Source organism: Brevibacillus sp. GCM10020057 (genome assembly GCF_042683565.1).
Classification (GTDB): Bacteria; Bacillota; Bacilli; order Brevibacillales; family Brevibacillaceae; genus Brevibacillus.
Window position 1 is genome coordinate 1 of sequence record NZ_JBHUJW010000024.1, and the last position, 18,026, is coordinate 18,026.

The 18,026-nt window shown below is 56.9% G+C and carries 14 protein-coding genes; 9 read left to right on the forward strand and 5 right to left on the reverse strand.

Translation table 11 applies throughout. From position 1 onward, the window contains the following. Positions 1 to 641: 641 nt before the first annotated feature. Genes ACFSO0_RS08490 through ACFSO0_RS08505 form a run of 4 tightly spaced genes read right to left on the reverse strand, consistent with a single transcriptional unit; the run spans position 642 to position 5,880 of the window. Complete coding sequence (locus tag ACFSO0_RS08490) at positions 642 to 1,952, reverse strand: YheC/YheD family endospore coat-associated protein (protein WP_376878919.1); 1,311 nt, start codon at positions 1,950 to 1,952, stop codon at positions 642 to 644. Between the two features lie 42 nt (positions 1,953 to 1,994). Next, complete coding sequence (locus ACFSO0_RS08495; RefSeq protein WP_376878921.1) at positions 1,995 to 3,368, reverse strand: YheC/YheD family endospore coat-associated protein; 1,374 nt, start codon at positions 3,366 to 3,368, stop codon at positions 1,995 to 1,997. A 2-nt stretch (positions 3,369 to 3,370) separates the two neighbouring features. Continuing rightward, complete coding sequence (locus ACFSO0_RS08500; protein ID WP_376878923.1) at positions 3,371 to 4,462, reverse strand: YheC/YheD family endospore coat-associated protein; 1,092 nt, start codon at positions 4,460 to 4,462, stop codon at positions 3,371 to 3,373. A 5-nt stretch (positions 4,463 to 4,467) separates the two neighbouring features. Further along, positions 4,468 to 5,880 carry a YheC/YheD family endospore coat-associated protein gene (locus ACFSO0_RS08505; RefSeq protein WP_376878925.1) on the reverse strand — a complete coding sequence of 471 codons (1,413 nt, stop codon included), beginning with the start codon at positions 5,878 to 5,880 and terminating at the stop codon, positions 4,468 to 4,470. 93 nt (positions 5,881 to 5,973) lie between these two features. Between ACFSO0_RS08505 and ACFSO0_RS08510 the strand changes: the two genes are divergently transcribed. From ACFSO0_RS08510 to ACFSO0_RS08520, 3 genes are all read left to right on the forward strand, one after another. Continuing rightward, on the forward strand, positions 5,974 to 7,131 hold the full coding sequence (locus ACFSO0_RS08510) for a DUF445 domain-containing protein (protein ID WP_376878927.1): 1,158 nt from the start codon (positions 5,974 to 5,976) through the stop codon (positions 7,129 to 7,131). 211 nt (positions 7,132 to 7,342) lie between these two features. Beyond that, positions 7,343 to 8,653 carry a DRTGG domain-containing protein gene (locus ACFSO0_RS08515; protein ID WP_376878929.1) on the forward strand — a complete coding sequence of 437 codons (1,311 nt, stop codon included), beginning with the start codon at positions 7,343 to 7,345 and terminating at the stop codon, positions 8,651 to 8,653. A gap of 157 nt (positions 8,654 to 8,810) precedes the next feature. Continuing rightward, entirely contained in the window at positions 8,811 to 9,428 is a 618-nt protein-coding gene (locus ACFSO0_RS08520; protein ID WP_376878931.1) for a DUF2087 domain-containing protein, read from the forward strand. A gap of 169 nt (positions 9,429 to 9,597) precedes the next feature. Here the strand turns inward: ACFSO0_RS08520 and ACFSO0_RS08525 are convergent, their stop codons facing one another. Beyond that, on the reverse strand, positions 9,598 to 9,909 hold the full coding sequence (locus tag ACFSO0_RS08525; protein ID WP_376878933.1) for a YtpI family protein: 312 nt from the start codon (positions 9,907 to 9,909) through the stop codon (positions 9,598 to 9,600). 179 nt (positions 9,910 to 10,088) lie between these two features. Here ACFSO0_RS08525 and ACFSO0_RS08530 point away from each other — a divergent pair, with 179 nt between their 5' ends. The 6 genes from ACFSO0_RS08530 (at position 10,089) to ACFSO0_RS08555 (ending at position 17,883) form a co-directional block, all read left to right on the forward strand. Continuing rightward, positions 10,089 to 13,565 carry a DNA polymerase III subunit alpha gene (locus ACFSO0_RS08530; RefSeq protein WP_376878935.1) on the forward strand — a complete coding sequence of 1,159 codons (3,477 nt, stop codon included), beginning with the start codon at positions 10,089 to 10,091 and terminating at the stop codon, positions 13,563 to 13,565. Positions 13,566 to 13,731: 166 nt separating this feature from the next. Further along, positions 13,732 to 14,976 carry an NADP-dependent malic enzyme gene (gene ystJ, locus ACFSO0_RS08535; RefSeq protein WP_376878937.1) on the forward strand — a complete coding sequence of 415 codons (1,245 nt, stop codon included), beginning with the start codon at positions 13,732 to 13,734 and terminating at the stop codon, positions 14,974 to 14,976. A gap of 82 nt (positions 14,977 to 15,058) precedes the next feature. Next, entirely contained in the window at positions 15,059 to 15,730 is a 672-nt protein-coding gene (locus ACFSO0_RS08540) for a FadR/GntR family transcriptional regulator (RefSeq protein ID WP_376878939.1), read from the forward strand. An 81-nt stretch (positions 15,731 to 15,811) separates the two neighbouring features. After that, on the forward strand, positions 15,812 to 15,994 hold the full coding sequence (locus ACFSO0_RS08545) for a glutamate decarboxylase (protein ID WP_376878941.1): 183 nt from the start codon (positions 15,812 to 15,814) through the stop codon (positions 15,992 to 15,994). Positions 15,995 to 16,015: 21 nt separating this feature from the next. Then, the gene (gene accD / locus ACFSO0_RS08550; RefSeq protein WP_376878943.1) at positions 16,016 to 16,960 is read left to right on the forward strand and encodes an acetyl-CoA carboxylase, carboxyltransferase subunit beta; all 945 of its coding nucleotides are present in this window, start codon (positions 16,016 to 16,018) and stop codon (positions 16,958 to 16,960) included. After that, positions 16,927 to 17,883, forward strand: coding sequence for an acetyl-CoA carboxylase carboxyltransferase subunit alpha (locus ACFSO0_RS08555; protein WP_376878945.1), 957 nt, complete (start codon positions 16,927 to 16,929; stop codon positions 17,881 to 17,883). The genes accD and ACFSO0_RS08555 overlap by 34 nt, the downstream gene beginning before the upstream one ends. The last annotated feature ends 143 nt before the right edge of the window (positions 17,884 to 18,026 follow it).

The window sequence follows — 18,026 nt, forward strand, 5'->3', positions numbered from 1 at the left end:
ATCCGTATAATGGATGTCCCGGGCATTCTATTGTCTTTTTTCAGGTTAGCGAATCATTCGGAAGGTGAATTCCATTCCTTACTTCAATACTAAGGCATTAGGGATTTTCACAGAAAAAAGTATTTAATAGCCGAGAAGCATTTCAATGAAAGGGATATATATAAAGTCAAAACCACGTACAATCGAAAATTTGGAGAACACCAGACTAAGGTGATCTTCAACGACGAGAAAAATATTTGTTATGTGTATCTATACATCCAAGGGAGAATAAAACAATATGGTTTTCAAAGCTCAGAAGAGAGCACGACTCCCGACTCTCTTAACAATCCAAAACATATTGAAGAGTGATTGGTCCAGTACCAGCGCAGCTGACAAAGACGGCAAAGTAGTTTGACGGGTTCCGCCAGCAAAACTACGACAAAAGCATAGCCCTGTCACATAATTTTACGGTGCCAGGGCTTTTTCTATCTACGCAGAGCATATGAGAGACTATCCGCGTCAACGTGTCAGAAAGGCTAAAACGCCCCATATAGCTACACCCGCTTGCCGTTCAGCGCCAGAGCGACGGTTGCTTCCTGCTCCGCCTTTGATTCAGCCAACGCTTGTGGCGGCAAGATGACGTATTTCAGTTGCATGGTTCGTTACCCCGCTACGGTTCCGCGCCCGCTTTGCAGGCGGGATACATACTGTGCGTAATGAATGAGATTCGCCAGGGAAAGCCTGCGGATCGACGGTTCGTCGAATTTCTCCGGCTTGGCGTTCGCCTCGAAAAACCACAGCTTGCCGTCCTCGGTCAGTCCCAGATCCATTGACATCTCTGCCAAGCCTTCGATTTCCTCGTTGAGAGCACGGGCGAGCGTCAATGCAGCATGGTGGATGTTGGCTTCCATCATCTCGGGGTCTGCCCCGAACAAGTGATGGAGGACCGTTGACAAGGAGATGATCGAGCCGCCCCGGGGGACATGGGTCGTGATGCTCTGCGATCCCGATCTGCGGATGCCGACGCCTGTCACGCTCCATTCTCCTTTTCCGTTTTTTTGCACGAGGACGCGCACGTCAAACGGTTTGCCCCGATACCGCGCCCGCTTGATTCCTTGCTGCATGATATATTTTTTTTGCCCAATGTGCCCCATCACGTGATGCCAGACATCCTCCAGGGTGGCAAAGCGGCGGACGATCGCTCTTTGCTCTTTCAGGCGTTCCAGACGCCACGCGTTATTTTTGTATTCAATCCGCATGATTCCCTCTCCGGCCTTGCCCCGAACCGGCTTCAGATAGACGAAGCGGTGCTCGGAACAAAAGCTCTGGAAGCGGGCGAGAGTGTCGAGCTTTTTCGTCGCCGGCAAAAACGGCTGGACGCTCGGGTAATTGTCCAGGATTTGAAACAGCTCCTGTTTGTCAAAAAAACATCGGTTAAACAAGGTGACATTTGGCAAATCGCTGATGCGGGACAGCGTTTTGCGCACTTCCGGACGCTGCTCTGCCTTGCGCGTAGGGATGCGGTTGTAGACGACGTGGGGAAACGGGAGAATCATCTCCTGCCAGATGTTTTGCCGCTCGTTGTACAGGTAGCCGCGGACCTTTTTCTTCTCCCAGTTGATCCCCTGCGGCGTAAAGACGAAAACAAGCGCTCCCCACTTTTTTCCGGACAGGGCGATGTCCTTGAAGTTATCCCGATTTCCCAAGAATGCCGCCCCTTCACCGACAGTCAGAATGCCGATCAATGGCCCGAGTCGCACGGAGTTATTGACCATCTTCCAGTTGATCCGGGTGCGGATGCGGCCAGGATGTTGATTGGGCAAGCCGGTGTACAGCCGCTTGTGATGGGCAAAAGGTCCGAGACTGGCGATCAACGGCCTGCGGGTACGGTTGGCCAGAGCTTGCCGTGGCAGCTGCAGAAACCATTTGCCGCTGGGGAGGATGGTCAACCACCCGGAGCGCGATTGAGGCATGGGTGTTCCTCCTTCCTGAAAAAACGGTGCTGATTGTGTGGATCAAAAGTTTGCCAGATAGCAGCTGTAATCGACGAGCAGCTTGCGGGATTCGTAGTCTGCCTGCTTGAGCCGCGCGTGCTTGAAGATGGAGCGGCCCGGCTTGGAGTTGGCTTCAAACATCCAGACGTGGCCGTGCGTGTCGATCCCCATGTCAAGCCCCAACTCGCCCAGATCGATGCCCTTTGCCAGTTCGATGGCGGTAGCGAGACGGATGGCCGCGTCGGATATGCGCTCGGCGATCAGCGTCTTTTGTCGGCCAAAGAGGTGCTGGAGCAAATCGTCGCCGGGAATGACTGTACCGCCCGTACGCACGTGCGTCGTCACGCTGCCGGAACCCGCCACCTTGGCAGCGGTGCAGGAGACGACCCATTTGTTCTGCTGGTTTTTATGCAAGTGGACGCGGAAGTCGAAGGGACGACCGTGGAAGGTCATCAACGGAATCCCTTGCTGGGCCAGATAGGAGCTGACCCGGCGGTTGCGAAACACGTGCTGGTAGAGAGCGGAGAGCTTGGTGAAATGCCGTTTGACGTTGCCGCTGCCGGTGTGATAGGAGGCCTCATAGCCGGAGCCGGTGCGGACGACCTTGACAATGCCGTAGCCAAGGCTTCCGTTCTTCGGTTTCAGGTAGACAATCGGGTATTTGCGGATGAGATTGCGCACCGTTTGCAAGGTGGGGGAGGTGTACGTTTCGGGAATGTGTTCGTTGACCTCGGGATTCGGATACAGCAGCTGATGGACGCCCCATTTGTTGAAAAAGCCCTGGTTGAACATCGGCAGATTCGGGTAGCTCGCCAGCTTGTATTTAAACTCGCGGACGGCCTCGTGTTTCTCGGCGGAACGGGAAGGGATGCGGTCGTAAATCACGTCAGGCAGCGCCGTTTTCCTTTTTTTCCAGAGGTACCCTCCCTGCTTTCCTTTGCGCAAAAACCACGCGTATACTTCGTTTTTCGACCAGTCTACATCGTGTGGAGAGAAGATGTAGTAAAAGACGCCCTTTCCTTCCTGCGCCTGCAGCAGTTTCTGGAAGAACGATGTGCGCTGCCCGATCGGATTGCGGGAATCATGGCGAATGCCTGTCGTGACGATTCCGATCGCAGGCCCGATGCGGAGTGTTTCTCCCTCGCGTTTGAGGTTGATCAAGCCGGCGTGGGGAATGCACAGCTCTTCTTGCAGCAGGCTGGTGATTTTGACGACATTTCCGTCGGGATTGCGCCTGTCTTGCAGTACAGTGGCACCGGCTTCCTTTTTCCCCAGCGTGATCGTAATTTTTTGGCGGGGGCGGAGTTGGAGCTGCTGGATGAGATTGACCGGCAGGATGATCCCGTAGACATGGGGATGGGGGAGGAAGCGGAGTCGCACTCGGGTTGTTTCCATGCTTAGTAACCTCCTACACGCTCTTTCATGAGATAGTGGGCATAACGAACAGGCTGGGTGATGGAATGGAGCTGTGCAGCTGGATCGTTGATCATGGTGAAGACGGTGCGGCCCGGTCTGCTGTTCACTTCGATGATCCAGACATTGCCTGCCGTGTCGATGCCGACATCGATCCCGAGCTCTACCAGTCTGCCGTGGGATTGCTCGAGAAAACGGGGCAGCTCTCCTGCAAGCCAGTCAATCGTCTGTTCGATCCTTGCCTGCATCGCCGGTTTGTAGTGGCGCGCCAGAAAAGGAGAGAGCGGGACGGCTTTGCCTCCGCCGTGCAAATTGGAGGTAATGCTGCGTTTGTCGCCGATGCGTACAGCCTTGCCGGTCGTTTCCCATTCTCCCTGCCCGTTTTTTTGGACCAGCACACGGACGTCGAACGGCGAGCCATCCGGCGTATGCAGCTCGAGGTAGGGCTGAACGAGAAACTTTCGTCCGGAAGTAAAGGCCGTGACGAATCGTTTCAGCCCGCCCGGCTCCCGGACGATGCGGCGAAACGGCTGGTTTTCCCTGGTTCGCCCGCTGATTTCGTAGCCGGCATTGCGCTCCCGGATGCGCGCGACGCCGATTCCGTGGGTTCCCGCCATCGGTTTGATGACGGCCGCGCCGTACTTTTCCAATGTATCCGCGAGCGCCGAATAGGTGAAAAGCTCCGTTGGCGGCAGCAGGCGAGACAGCTTCTCCGAGCGCAAAAGCATCTGGTGCACCTGCCATTTGCCGGACAGGCCGTGCCCTAAAAAGGTAATGTTGCGATCTTTTTGCAACTTCTCCACAAATGGTTTATAGTGACGGTAAGCTGGGCCGACAAAGCAGCGGTCGTACACGAAGGCCGGCAACGGAAACGTGTCCGCCTGCCAGGCCCCATTCCGGTATTCAAAGCCCGGTACCGTTCGGGTAGAAAAATTGACTCGCCTTGGCGAAAACACAAACACGCGGATGCCATGCTTGCGTCCGATTAGCGTCAGTTTTTTGTAATAGCCTTTGTCGATAAAGTGGGAGCCTTGGCAGCGCGTCATGATGCCCAGGCTTCTCTGATTTGCTGTCATGTAGGTCACCTTCGCCTGTTTTTCTTGGCTGTTGGTTTTGCTTTGGCTGACCGGGGAAAACCGCTGACATACGCTGCGTAATCCAGCATGCGCACGACGGAGGGGCGAGCGCGTCGGGGAGGAGCTTCCACACCCTCCGGCAGAGGAATGGTATTCGTCGTCTTGGAAGGCTTGCTGTTGACCTCCAGCAGCCATACCCGGCCGCGTACGTCCACGCCGAGATCGACGCCGAACTCTGCGTAATGTCCGGTCAGCGCTTGTTCCAGCAGCACGGACAGCTTCAGCGCTACGGCTCGCAGCGTCCCGGGGGTAGGGCGAACCGTGCCCGCCCACGGCCCGCAAAGGCGCAGAGCCTGCTGCGGCGGCAGCATCGTACCGCCCCGGGACACATTCGAGACAATCCGGTTTTGCCCCACGCGCGCCACCATGGAGGTGACCGCCCATTCTCCTTTGCGGTCCTTTTGCACCAGGACGCGGAAATCGGTGGGACGGTTCTGGATGCCGATGAGCGGCAGGCCTTGCTGGAGCAGGTAAGTCGTGCCTTTTGTCTGTCGGGTGAGGTACTGATGCAGCCCGGTAATGCTGGAGAAGGTTTTGCTCATACCGCCTGGCCGGGCGAGCTGGTAGCCACTCTCCGTCTTGCGCAGCCGGATGATTCCCCGCCCCATGCTGCCGTTTGCCGGTTTCGCGTAAACCGTGCGATAGGAGGCCAGCATATTTTTCACGTCGTCCAGACTTTGGTAGCGGACTGTGCGGGGGAGGTGAGCTGCCGCTTCTTCCTGGTTTTCCAGGGCGGAGTGGACGTGCCACTTATTCAAAAACTGTTCGTTAAAAAACGGGATGTTGGCGTCTTTGCAGCGTTGAACCCATTGGGCCATCTGCTCGCTCCGCTCGCGCTGCCTGGACACGAGACGGTTGTAGATGCACTGGGGGAGCGGCAAAATCCGCTGTCGCCAGACGCCGCCCTTTCGCACGAGGCCGCGCACGATACCGGCATCCCAATTGACATCCTGAAGCCGAAATGCGCAAACGATACCGCCGCGTTTCCGGCAAATATCAGCTGTCTCATTGAAAAATGCGGTCAGCGGCCCAAAAGGGGATTGCGGAAACTGCGCGTTGTACGCAGAAACGAGAATGCCGACATAAGGGCCAAAGACGAGAGACTGCTGGTTCGCCTGGTAACTGGCCAGCAGAGGGACTCCCGCAGGCAGATGCAGCGCCTGGGCGATGGCGGGGCGGATGAGCGTGCTGCCGCTGCGATCCATGCTGCTTACGCGGGCGCGAACCTGTTTGCTTCCAAACTGGACGGTGAGGGTAGACGATGAGAGATTCCATTTGCGCATGTGCGCCTGGGGCAGGTAAAGGTCTACTTCCGATTTTGGCTCGTATGGTTGAACGATGGTTGGAACGTAAGACATGGGTATCCCCTTCCCATCAGGCATGAAGTTAGTCTATGGTATGAGTAGGGAAATGGTTTGGTTCCTAGCACGGAAGAGAGGTAGTTAGTATTTATGAATGTTTGGATGTTTTTGTTAAACGTCGCGGTAGGCTCTGCGATCGGCGGGGTGACCAATGAGCTGGCGATCCGGATGCTTTTTCGCCCGCTGAAGCCTTGGTATATCGGGCGGTGGCGTGTTCCCTTCACGCCCGGACTCATCCCTGGCAGGCGGGATGACATCGCGATACAAATGGGCAGATTGGTAGAAGAGCATCTGCTCACGACAGAAGGGGTAAAGCGGGCGCTTACCCAGAGCGGGCTGGAACAGCAGCTCGCAGAGTGGATCGACCGCGTGGCCCGCGAATGGATGACGGACGAGCAATGCGTGCGCGAGGTGCTGCTGTCGGCTGTCCCGCAGGTGTTTTCGGAGGATGGCAGCTGGAGCGAGTCCCTTCGCCGTCCCGTACTACTGCACTGGCAGTCATTCGTGGACCGCATCCTCGAGGAACAGGCAGCCAGACCGTTGCGCCAGCTGATCCCCGCAGCAGGACGGGAACGCCTGGACGCAGCTGTGGATACGGTGAGCGGGCTGCTCTTGCAGCGGCTGCGCGACTATTTGCACTCACCCGAGGGGCTGGAGGCGGCGCAGTCGTTGATACGCGGCATGTTCGGCGGCGGAGGGGGCATGTTTGGCGGCCTTGTCGGCATGTTTCTCGGAGATGACAAGATCGTCGGCAAGCTGCTGACCCATGTCGATGACATCCTGCAAAAACCGGAGTTGACGCAAAGGCTGCGCCAACTGCTGTGCGCCGAGCTGGACAGGTTGCTGGATAAAAACATAGGCGAGATCGCAGCGTGGATCGGCCGCAGCCAGATCGAGGACTGGTCCCGGGCCGTGTTCGCGAAGCTGGAGGAGAGAAGCCTGAAGCTGGTGGACATGCCGCTCTCCCGTTTGACCGCGCCGATTCAGGAGGCTGTTTCGACGCAGCTCGTCCCCCGCGTGGCGAAATGGATGGTAGAGTCGCTTGCGAGAAACGTAGAGCGCATTTTCCAGAGGCTGGCGATCCGCGAGATCGTGACGCGCCAGGTAGACAGCTTCCCGATTGAGAGAATCGAAGAAATCGTCCTTGGCATATCAGGCCGGGAGTTTCGCATGATTACACTGCTCGGTTTCATTCTGGGCGGGATCATCGGGGTCATCCAGAGCTTGCTCTCCATCTGGTTGGGGTAGCAAAACTGAAACGAAACTGTAAAATCCTTGTAATATTCCTGTAATATAAGAAGGATAAGATAAAAGCACGATGAAAAACCCCCTTAATGATATACTTTCGTTTTGGTAGCTCGATAAAAGCTACCCTTTTTTTTTGCCTCGCCTTCGGGTATATTGTTCCAAGGAGCCAGTATGTGGAACGGATGGGAGACCAGGAAGGGGGAAGAGCGACGTGGCAACAAAACACGAACAAATCTTGCAATATATCGATCGCCTTCCGATCGGCTCAAAGATATCGGTACGGCAAATTGCCAAAGACCTGGACGTGAGCGAGGGAACGGCATACCGTGCCATCAAGGAAGCGGAGACACAAGGATACGTCAGCACCATTGAGCGCGTCGGCACGGTGCGGATCGAGAAAAAACAAAAGGAAAACATAGAGCGGCTTACGTTTGCGGAAGTGGTCAACATCGTCGACGGCCATGTTCTGGGCGGCCGGGAAGGCTTGCACAAGACGCTGAACAAATTCGTCATCGGCGCAATGCAGCTGGAAGCGATGATGCGCTACATCGACGCGGGCAGCCTGTTGATCGTGGGGAACCGCTACCAGGCGCACAAAATCGCCCTGCAGCAAGGGGCAGCGGTGCTGATTACCGGCGGCTTCGACACGAGCGAGGAAACCAAGCAGCTGGCAGACCGTCTCGCGCTGCCGATCATCTCGTCCAGCTACGACACCTTTACCGTCGCGTCCATGATCAACCGGGCCATCTACGACCGGCTGATCAAAAAAGAGATCGTCATGGTCGAGGACGTGCTGAAGCCGCTGGCGGAGACGCCGGTCCTGCTGCCGACCGACCCTGTCGCCAAGTGGCATCAGTACACGGAGCTGTATCAGGACACCCGCTTTCCCGTCGTGGATGAGCAGATGCGCCTGATCGGGATCGTGACCTCCAAGGACATCATCGGCCACGAGGAAACAGCGACGATCGACAAAGTCATGACCAAAAACCCGATCACCACCTCTCCGCGGGTGTCGGTGGCGTCGTCGGCGCATATGATGGTCTGGGAAGGGATCGAACTGCTGCCCGTGGTGGACAATCACCGCAAGCTGGTCGGCGTCCTCAGCCGCAACGACGTGCTGAAGGCGCTGCAGTACACGGCCAAGCAGCCGCAGATGAGCGAGACGTTCCCGAATCTGATCATGTCCCACTTCCGCGAGGAGCGTAAAGGGGATGAACTGGTTTACCTGGGTGAAGTGTCGCCGCAGATGACCAACCACCTTGGGACGATCGCCAGCGGGATCATGACCACGGTGATGGTCGAGGCTGCTTGTAACTTGCTGCGCCTGCACCGTAGAGGAGACATGGTCCCGGAAAACGTCACGGTCTACTTCATCAAGCCTGTGCAGATGGAGAGCCAGATCGAGGTGCAGCCGCGCCTGCTCGACATCAGCCGCCGCTTCGGCAAAGTGGAGGTATCCGTCTACCACGGCGAGCAGCAGGTCGGCCAGGCAATGGTGACGGCGCAAATCATCGAGCGGTAAAGCAGGGAAACATGTAAAAAAGAAAAGGCCAACCAGACATTTTTGCTTGCGTCTGGTTGGCCTTTTTGCTCAGCTTGACAAGAAAAGGAAGACTGCTTATCATCCAATTAGATAAATTACTAATTAGAATGGCGTAAAACAAGAAAGGAGATGCCCCATGCAACTAGACAAACTGGTTGCCTTCCACAAAGCGCTGGCTGACCCGACGCGCATCCGCATTCTCGCGATATTGGCGAACGGGCCGCTGCACGGTCAGGCTTTGGCGGGCAAGCTGGGAGTGACGCCGCCGACGATTACCCACCACATGGCGAAGCTGCGCGAGGCAGGCGCGGTGTATGAGCGGCGCGACAAGAACACGATTTACTTCTACCTGCACGAAGCCAATATGAAACGGAAATCCGCGGCGATCCTGCAAATTTTGGAAAAGGCGAAAGACAGCGGAGCGATCGATGAGGGAGAAGTCTTCGATGAGACAGAGCAAAGGAGAAGCGACATGGAAGCGGAAAAATGGCAGGTCATTCGCAATTTCATCACGCCGGACGGCAAGCTGAAGCAAATTCCGGCACAGCGCAAGAAAAAGCTGATCGTATTTGAATACATGGTGCGCGGGCTGGAAAAGGGCAGGAAGTATCCGGAGAGGGAAATCAACGAGTACATCAAGTCGTTCCATGACGATTTCGCCACGATCCGGCGCGAGTTTATCATGAACCATTACATGTACCGGGAGGACGGAATCTACGAGCTGAACCCGGAGGCAATGTGGGCGAAGGCGTAAAAATGGGCATAAAAAAGGACAACCGTCGGCACTGCACTCAGGTTGTCTGAAGCAATAAAATGTCACACAGGAACATTATAGCGCAGGTAAAAAAAGTTGCGCTACCTGAAACGGCTGGAAACAGACGAGAGTCGCCTCCAGCCCCCCTCGCGCCATTTCTCGCTCCCCGCTATACGCCTTTTTTCAATTCAGCCTGCCACTGCGTTTTATACCGAACATAATTGCGCGTTCCCAAAAACAGATTGATGAGCCCGACAAGCAGCATGATCAAGGCGACCACGATGCGGATCGTGTCCAGCTCATCGAACGTAAACTGATTGACTCCAAACAGCGTAACCAAAAACCCCAGGGCCATATTCATTTTTCCGAGCGTCATGCGGGAAGCCAGGGGATGGATACCGCGGCTGCGGGCATGGATGCTGAAGTAGACGCTGGCAACCAGCGAGGCGAGCACGCCGGTCAAGTAAATGGCAGACCACATAAACGGATTCATCCTCTCTTGCAATCTGGTATTATCCTACCAAATCAGCGCAAGGGCGGTCAAATTTGCGAGGAACATCCGTTCTTGTTATCCCGCAGCCTCCGCGCTTTTGCGCTATAATGGATGGTGAGGAACGGAAACGACGATTTGCAAGGTATAACCGGAGAGGAAGAAGCAGGATGACCTCTTTTGTCCATCTGCATGTTCATACGGAGTACAGCTTGCTGGACGGAGCGGCGCGGATCGAGCCGCTGGTAGCCCGTGCCAAGGAACTGGGCATGCGCGCGCTGGCGATTACGGATCACGCCAACCTGTACGGAGCCATTCCGTTTTACAAGGCCTGCCAGGAAGCGGGTATCAAGCCGATTATCGGCATGGAAGCGTACGTCATCGAGGGGAATCTGCAGGATCGCGTGCGCAACGCGCCTCCCCCGAGCCACCTGATCTTGCTGGCGGAAAACGAGCAAGGCTACCGCAATCTGCTGAAGCTGGCCACGATCGCCCAGACGGAGGGCAACTACATCCTCCCCCGCTTGAACAAAGAGGCGCTCGCCGCCCATCGGACAGGACTCATTGCCATCAGCGACAACCGGGAAGGGGAAGTGTCCCGGCTTTTGCTGGCCGGGGAGGTTCAGCAGGCGAAAGAAGCTGCGCTCTGGTACCGCCAGACGTTTGGACCGGATCGCTTTTATCTGGAGCTGGGCGACCACGGGCTGGAGGTGGAGCGCAGGGTGAACGCCCGCCTCGTCCGCCTCGCCGAGGAGACAGGCATTCCGCTGGTCGTGACGAACAACGTCCATTACGTCGCGCGGGAGGATCACGCCAGCCACGATATTTTGCTCGCAATCGGCGAAGGGAAAACGGTGGGAGAGGAAAACCGCTTCCGCTACGAGACCGACCAGTATTATTTGAAGAGCGGGGAGGAGATGGCAGCCGCCTTTGCCTACGCTCCCGAGGCGCTGGCCAATACGGCCGCGATTGCCGCGCGCTGTCAGGTAAGCTTGTCGTTTGGCGCTCACATTTTGCCGAAATTCCCCCTGCCCAACGGACAGGATTCGGCAGTATATTTGCGCGAGCTGTGCGTGCAAGGCTGTCTGGAGCGGTACAAGGAGCTGACGCCGCAAATTCGCGAGCGTCTGGACCATGAGCTGAACATCATTATGCGCACAGGCTTTACCGATTACTTCCTGATCGTCTGGGACTTTATGCGCTACGCCCACGAGCACGGCATTCCGACAGGGCCGGGGCGGGGCTCGGCGGCAGGGAGCCTGGTCGCCTACGCGCTCAAAATTACCAATGTCGACCCGCTGCGCTTTCACCTGCTGTTCGAGCGGTTCCTGAATCCGGAGCGGGTTACGATGCCCGACATCGACATCGACTTTTCCGTGGAGCGCCGGGACGAGGTGATCCGCTACGTGGCGGGCAAATACGGGCACGACCGCGTGGCGCAGATCATTACCTTCGGGACGATGGCGGCTCGCGCGGCTGTGCGCGACGTGGGCCGGGCCCTCGGGCTGTCCCTCGGCCTGATCGACCGCGTCGCGAAAATGATTCCCCAGTCGCCGGGGATGACGATCGAGCGGGCCATGCAGTTCAATCCGGACATCGGCAAGCTGTGCGCGGAAAACAAACAGGCCGCCCAGTTGATCGCAGCGGCGCGGGGAGTGGAAGGGCTGCCGCGGCACGCCTCTACGCATGCGGCGGGGGTCGTCATTTCCCGCGAGCCGCTGACGGAGTATGTGCCCTTGCAGACAGGGAGCGAGGGGCTTGCCCTCACCCAGTATCCGATGGAGATTCTGGAGGAAGTGGGCCTCTTGAAAATGGACTTTCTCGGCCTGCGCAACCTGACGATCATTCAGGAGACGCTGCGCAATCTGGAGCGGCAGGGCACGAAGCTCGATCTGGAAGCGATCCCGACGGACGATCCGCAGACGTTCCGCATGCTCTCCAGGGGCGAGACGACAGGCGTATTCCAGCTGGAGTCATCCGGAATGCGAAACGTCCTGCGCGAGCTCAAGCCGACCAGCCTCGGCGACATTATCGCCGTCCTGGCCTTGTACCGCCCGGGACCGATGGAGATCATCCCGCAGTACATCGCCGCCAAGCACGGTCAGTCTGCCGTCCATTACCCCCATCCGGTCCTCGAGCCGATTTTGCGGGAGACGCACGGCTTTATGATCTACCAGGAGCAGATCATGCAGATTTCCTCCTTGCTGGCCGGCTTCAGCCTGGGCGAAGCGGACATCCTGCGGCGCGCCGTGGGCAAAAAGAAACGGGAGCTTTTGGCCGAGCAGCGGGAGAAGTTCGTGGCAGGGTGCGTCAAACAGGGCTACGGAGAAGCGCTCGGCAACGAAATCTACGACCTGATCGTGCGCTTTGCCGATTACGGCTTCAACAAGGCGCACTCTGTCGCCTACGCCATCATCGCCTACCAGATGGCGTACTTGAAGGCGAACTATCCGCTCGCCTTTATGGCGGCGCTGCTCTCTTTGTCCATCGGCAGCCAGACGCGCATCGCGGAGTACACGGAGGAGGCCCGCCGTTTGCATCTGAACGTGCTCACCCCCGATGTGAACCGCAGCGAGGCGCATTTCACAGTGGAGCAGAACGCGATTCGCTTCGGTCTGGCCGCAGTGAAGAACGTCGGCTACGGCGCTATCGAGTCGATCGTCAAGGAGCGTGCGCGCAGGCCGTACCGGGACGTGTTTGATTTTTGCGCACGAGTAGACGGGCGGCTGGTAAACCGGCGAGTCGTGGAGTCGCTTGTGCTGTGCGGCGCGCTGGATTCGCTGCCGGGTCACCGCAGCCAGCTATTGCTGCTCTTGGATGAAGCGGTCGGCAAAGCCAACGGCAGACGGGTGGAGCGCGACGCTGACCAGCTCAACCTGTTCGCGGGAGAAGAATCTGCGCCGGTGCGGGAGCCTGCGGAATATCCGGAGGTGCCGCCGCTTTCCCGCGCGCAGCAGCTAAAGGAAGAACGGGAGCTTCTGGGCGTGTACATCTCCGGCCATCCGCTCGACCAGTACGCCCACCTCGCCAATCACGCGGAGGTGACGGCGATCGTCTCGCTCGGCGACCTGCCGCGGGACAAGACGGTGAAAGTGTTCGGGATGATTACGGAGGAGCGGCGCATCCAGACGAAAAAAGGAGACCCGATGGCGTTCATCACCATGGAGGACAAGACGGCGCAGGTCGAGGTGGTCGTCTTTCCACAGGTGTTCGCGAGGCATGCCGAGCTGTTGACCCGTGAAAGCATGGTCGTGGCAGAAGCCCGCATCGACCATCAGGACGACCTCGTCAAGCTGCTCGCCTCCCGCTTCTGGCCAGCCGACGCTTTGCCAAAGCCGGCCCCGGCAGCAGCCCCTGCCGAGCCGCACCCCGCCGCACAGCCACCGCAGGCGACAGAGCTGGTGCTCTTTGTAAAAATTCCCGGGCGGCAGGAGCAGAATTCGACGCTGCAGCGGCTGCAACAGCTTTTTGTCGAAAAAAAAGGAACGATTCCTGTGATTTTGTACTACGAGGCAAAAAGACAGACAATTCGCTTGCCCGATTCCATTCGGGTCGATGCGGACGAGTCATTTTTGGAGAAAGCGCGAGCAATTGTGGGACGTGACAGCGTAATCTTGAAAGAAATGCCGATAATGCAGGGAGGATGAGGAATGTCCTCCCTTTTTCGCTGTTTTCGGCAGGTTTACAGAAAAACAGGTTTGCTATATATTGAGAGCATAACTGAAAAAGTGGTCAGACCACTGGGCGTAGTTATAGGAGTAAATGCAGTTGATTTACAGTCATAGAAAGATTAACGTGAATGGAGTGTTTACGATGTCCAATCTGCGAGAGGAAGCACTGGAACTTCACAGAAAGAATCAGGGAAAACTGGAGGCTGTCACGAAAGTGCCTGTCCGCAATGCGCGCGATCTTAGCCTCGCTTATTCTCCCGGGGTAGCAGAGCCATGCAAGGATATTTTTGACGACAAGTCCAAAGTGTACGAATATACCATGAAAGGCAACCTCGTCGCGGTAGTCAGCGACGGTACGGCGGTGCTCGGCCTCGGCAACATCGGTCCGGAAGCAGCGATGCCGGTCATGGAAGGAAAGGCCGTCCTCTTCAAATCCTTCGCTGGGGTAGATGCGTTCCCGATTTGCCTCAACACGAACGAAGTAGACAAAATCGTAGAAACCGTAAAACTGCTCGAGCCGACATTCGGCGGCGTGAACCTCGAAGACATCGCGGCACCTGCCTGCTTCGCCATCGAGGAACGCCTGAAGCGCGAGACGAACATCCCTGTGTTCCACGATGACCAGCACGGCACGGCGATCGTGACTGCAGCAGGTCTTATCAACGCCCTGCGCGTGGTGGGCAAAAAGCTGGAAGACATTCGCGTCGTAACCAACGGCGCCGGTGCAGCCGGTATCGCCATCATCAAGCTGCTTTTGTCCATGGGCGTGAAAGACGTCATCATGTGCGACACGAAAGGGATCGTCTACGAAGGCCGTCCGTTCGGGATGAACCCGGTGAAAGAGGAAATGTCCAAGATCACGAACCGCAACAAAATCGAGGGCGACCTGGCAGAGGCCATGAAAGGCGCTGACGTGTTCATCGGCGTTTCCGTTGCAGGGGCCGTGACGCCTGAAATGGTGCGCTCCATGAACCGCGATGCGATCATCTTCGCCATGGCGAACCCGATTCCGGAAATCATGCCGGAAGAAGCGAAAGCAGCCGGCGCTGCCGTTGTCGGTACGGGACGCTCCGACTTCCCGAACCAGGTGAACAACGTGCTCGCATTCCCTGGCATCTTCCGAGGTGCGCTGGACACGCGCGCGACCGGCATCAACGAAGAGATGAAGCTGGCTGCCGTCTATGCGATTGCCGACCTGATCTCGCCGGAAGAGCTGTCCGCAGACAAGGTCATCCCGGCGCCGTTTGACGCACGCGTAGCGCCGAGCGTAGCAGCAGCCGTGGCAAAAGCAGCGATGGAAAGCGGCGTGGCCCGCATCGCCGTCGATCCGGAAGCGGTCAAACAAAAAACGATGAATCTGGCTGCGATTTCCTATCAGCAAGTATAGAAAACACGTACAGCCGCCACCCTCCGGACATGCTATGGAGGGTGCTTCACTTCACAGCAATGCTCCCTAAGGAGGATAAATGGTGCTCGACTCATCCCAAGATCGAAAAGTATACGAAGGGATTCTCTTGCAGCTCCACGAGATCGTGCAGGAGAGAAACCTGCGGCCGGGCGACAAACTCCCGTCCGAACGCGAACTGTCGGAGCAGCTCGGCGCAGGTCGTTCCTCCGTCCGTGAAGCGCTCCGGGCATTGGAGCTTCTCGGCCTGATCGAGACCCGCAGAGGGGAAGGCACATTTCTCAAGCATTACCGGCACAATCGGCTGATCGACATTCTCGGATTTTTCATCCTGCGGGATACGAAGACGAAAAAGGATTTGATCGAGATGCGCCGAATTCTGGAGCTGGATGCCGTCCGGCTCGCATGCAGGCGCGCGACCGACAAGCATTTTGAAGAGATGGAACGGATTTTGGCAATGGCCGAGGAGCGGGTTGAGCGCGGAGAAGTGCCGACGGAGGAAGACTACCAGTTCCACCGGGTCATCTGCCGCTCCAGCCGCAACTCCATCCTGCACCGCATCTGGGCGCCGCTGGTGGAATACAGCAACAGCGTCCGTACCGAATCGCTCTCGCGGGAGGGGCGGGCGAAGCTGGCATTGGCCGAGCACCGCGAGATCATGGAAGCGATACGCGCGGGCGATGCAGGAGTAGCCGTAGAAAAAATGAAACGCCATTTGGAGAACAGCAAGCTGTGATTTTGCCCCCATTTGCGACAGGCGCAAAGGCTGTGATATGATGATGCAGACCTGTATTGGACGATGAAGGAGGAAGCCAGCGTGTGGACTGTCATCTACATCGCTCCTAGTGCTAAAATCGCAGAACGGATACAACAACGTTTGACAGATGAAGGATTCCTGGTCAAGGTTCGGGAGGCAAAGGTCTCGAAGCAATACGAGATTCTGGTGCCGGAGGGCGAACTGCAAGAAGTCCAGGAAGTACTCGCCACGATCCTTCATTGAAGAGAAAGGTGGGGTGTACCAGTGCTAAAAGATCTTTTTGGGAAAAAGCGCAAGTTTGCTACCGTCCCTTCGGAGACACTCGCTCGTGTCCCGGCTTCCACTGACCCTTCCAGGGAAGCTGTACCGCGAGAAAAGGAAGTCCCCGAAGGTCTGATGAATAAATGTCCGCACTGCGGGACGATTCACTACTCCAAAGACCTGGAGAAAAATTTGCGCGTCTGCAAAGGCTGCCAGTATCACTATTCCATGTCGGCACCGGAACGTTTGGCTTCGCTGCTGGACGACGGAGCGCTGACGGAGGAATTCGACGCGAACCTGATTACGGCCAACCCGCTCGGCTTCCCCGGCTATCTGGAAAAGCTGGAACAGGACATGGCCAACACCAATCTGAACGAAGCCATCATGACCGGAGAAGGCGTGCTTGGCGGCAACCGGATTGTCATCGGGGTCATGGATTCCCGTTTTCGCATGGCCAGCATGGGCTCGGTTGTAGGAGAGAAAATTACGAGAGCGATCGAACAAGCAATCGCTCGTCGCCTGCCGTTCATTCTGTTCTCGGCTTCCGGCGGCGCCCGCATGCAGGAGGGCGTGCTCAGTCTGATGCAAATGGCCAAGACGAGCGCGGCGTTGTCCAGGCTCGACCGGGAGCGTCTGCTGTTCGTGTCCGTCATGACGAATCCTACCTACGGCGGTGTGTCTGCAAGCTTTTCTTCCTTGGGAGATTACAATATCGCGGAACCAGGGGCGATGATTGGCTTTGCCGGGCGTCGTGTCATTGAACAGACGATTCGCCAGGAGCTGCCGAAAGACTTCCAAACTGCGGAATTCTTGCTGAAGAACGGGCAGCTCGATATGGTCGTCCACCGCAAGGACATGCGCAATACGCTAGCCAAACTGGTAGAGATGCACACGTCGCGGGAAGGAGTGGAAGCATGGCAGGAGAACTCCCTTTTGAAAAGCCATTAGTCGAACTGCAGGAAAAGATCAAGGAATTGCGCCGCTTTACCGAGGAGAAAGGAATTGACTTCACGGATGAAATCAGGCGGCTGGAGCAAAAGTCGAAAGATCTGGCGCAGCAAATTTACGGTAATTTGACGCCGTGGCAGCGCGTGCAGCTGGCTCGCCATCCGGAGCGTCCGACGACCCTGGACTACATACAGCTACTTTTTACTGATTTTATCGAAGTGCACGGAGACCGTTTGTTCGGGGACGACCACTCGATCGTTGGCGGGATCGCCATGCTGGATGGACGCCCTGTCACCATTGTCGGTCACCAAAAAGGGAAAGACACCAAAGACAACATCAAGCGGAATTTCGGCATGGCGCATCCCGAGGGCTATCGCAAGGCGCTGCGCATCATGCAGCAGGCAAACAAGTTCGGGCGCCCGATCATCTGCTTTATCAATACGTCGGGTGCATACCCCGGCAAGGCTGCGGAAGAGCGCGGCCAGAGCGAAGCGATCGCTCGCAACCTGCGCGAAATGGCGACTTTCGGCGTTCCGATCATCTGCATCGTCATCGGCGAAGGCGGCAGCGGCGGCGCCCTTGCCATCAGCGTAGGCAACCGCATCTTTATGCTGGAGAATTCCTATTACTCCGTGATTGCGCCGGAGAGTGCCGCTGCCATTTTGTGGCGGGATTCCAGTCTCGGCATGCGCGCTGCGGAGACGATGAAAATTACCGCGCCTGACCTGCTTGAGTTGGGAGTAATCGACGGCATCATCGAAGAGCCGTTCGGAGGAGCGCATCGCGACCTGATCCAGCAGGCGAGTCTGGTCAAGGCGACGATCGTGGAGCAACTGGAACAGCTCGGCAAAATGACTCCGGATGAACTGATACAGGATCGATACGAGAAGTTTAAACAGATCGGTGAATACGCCTCCCTGTGATCGCAGGGGGCGTTTTTTGGCTTTTTTCTGCTAGGGAAATCTGCTACAATCGTAGTCGAATCGAGAAATGTTCAGATCTTTCTAAAAGTATGACACATATCGTTTCAAGAGTATAACAGATATGCGGAGCGGATTGATACAGC

Excerpts from the sequence above, each read along its gene's own strand:
- ACFSO0_RS08490 (WP_376878919.1), bottom strand. The coding sequence starts at position 1,952 with ATGCCTCAATCGCGCTCCGGGTGGTTGACCATCCTCCCCAGCGGCAAA.
- ACFSO0_RS08495 (WP_376878921.1), bottom strand. The coding sequence starts at position 3,368 with ATGGAAACAACCCGAGTGCGACTCCGCTTCCTCCCCCATCCCCATGTC.
- ACFSO0_RS08500 (WP_376878923.1), bottom strand. The coding sequence starts at position 4,462 with ATGACAGCAAATCAGAGAAGCCTGGGCATCATGACGCGCTGCCAAGGC.
- ACFSO0_RS08505 (WP_376878925.1), bottom strand. The coding sequence starts at position 5,880 with ATGTCTTACGTTCCAACCATCGTTCAACCATACGAGCCAAAATCGGAA.
- ACFSO0_RS08510 (WP_376878927.1), top strand. The coding sequence starts at position 5,974 with ATGAATGTTTGGATGTTTTTGTTAAACGTCGCGGTAGGCTCTGCGATC.
- ACFSO0_RS08520 (WP_376878931.1), top strand. The coding sequence starts at position 8,811 with ATGCAACTAGACAAACTGGTTGCCTTCCACAAAGCGCTGGCTGACCCG.
- ACFSO0_RS08525 (WP_376878933.1), bottom strand. The coding sequence starts at position 9,909 with ATGTGGTCTGCCATTTACTTGACCGGCGTGCTCGCCTCGCTGGTTGCC.
- ACFSO0_RS08530 (WP_376878935.1), top strand. The coding sequence starts at position 10,089 with ATGACCTCTTTTGTCCATCTGCATGTTCATACGGAGTACAGCTTGCTG.
- ystJ (WP_376878937.1), top strand. The coding sequence starts at position 13,732 with ATGTCCAATCTGCGAGAGGAAGCACTGGAACTTCACAGAAAGAATCAG.
- ACFSO0_RS08555 (WP_376878945.1), top strand. The coding sequence starts at position 16,927 with ATGGCAGGAGAACTCCCTTTTGAAAAGCCATTAGTCGAACTGCAGGAA.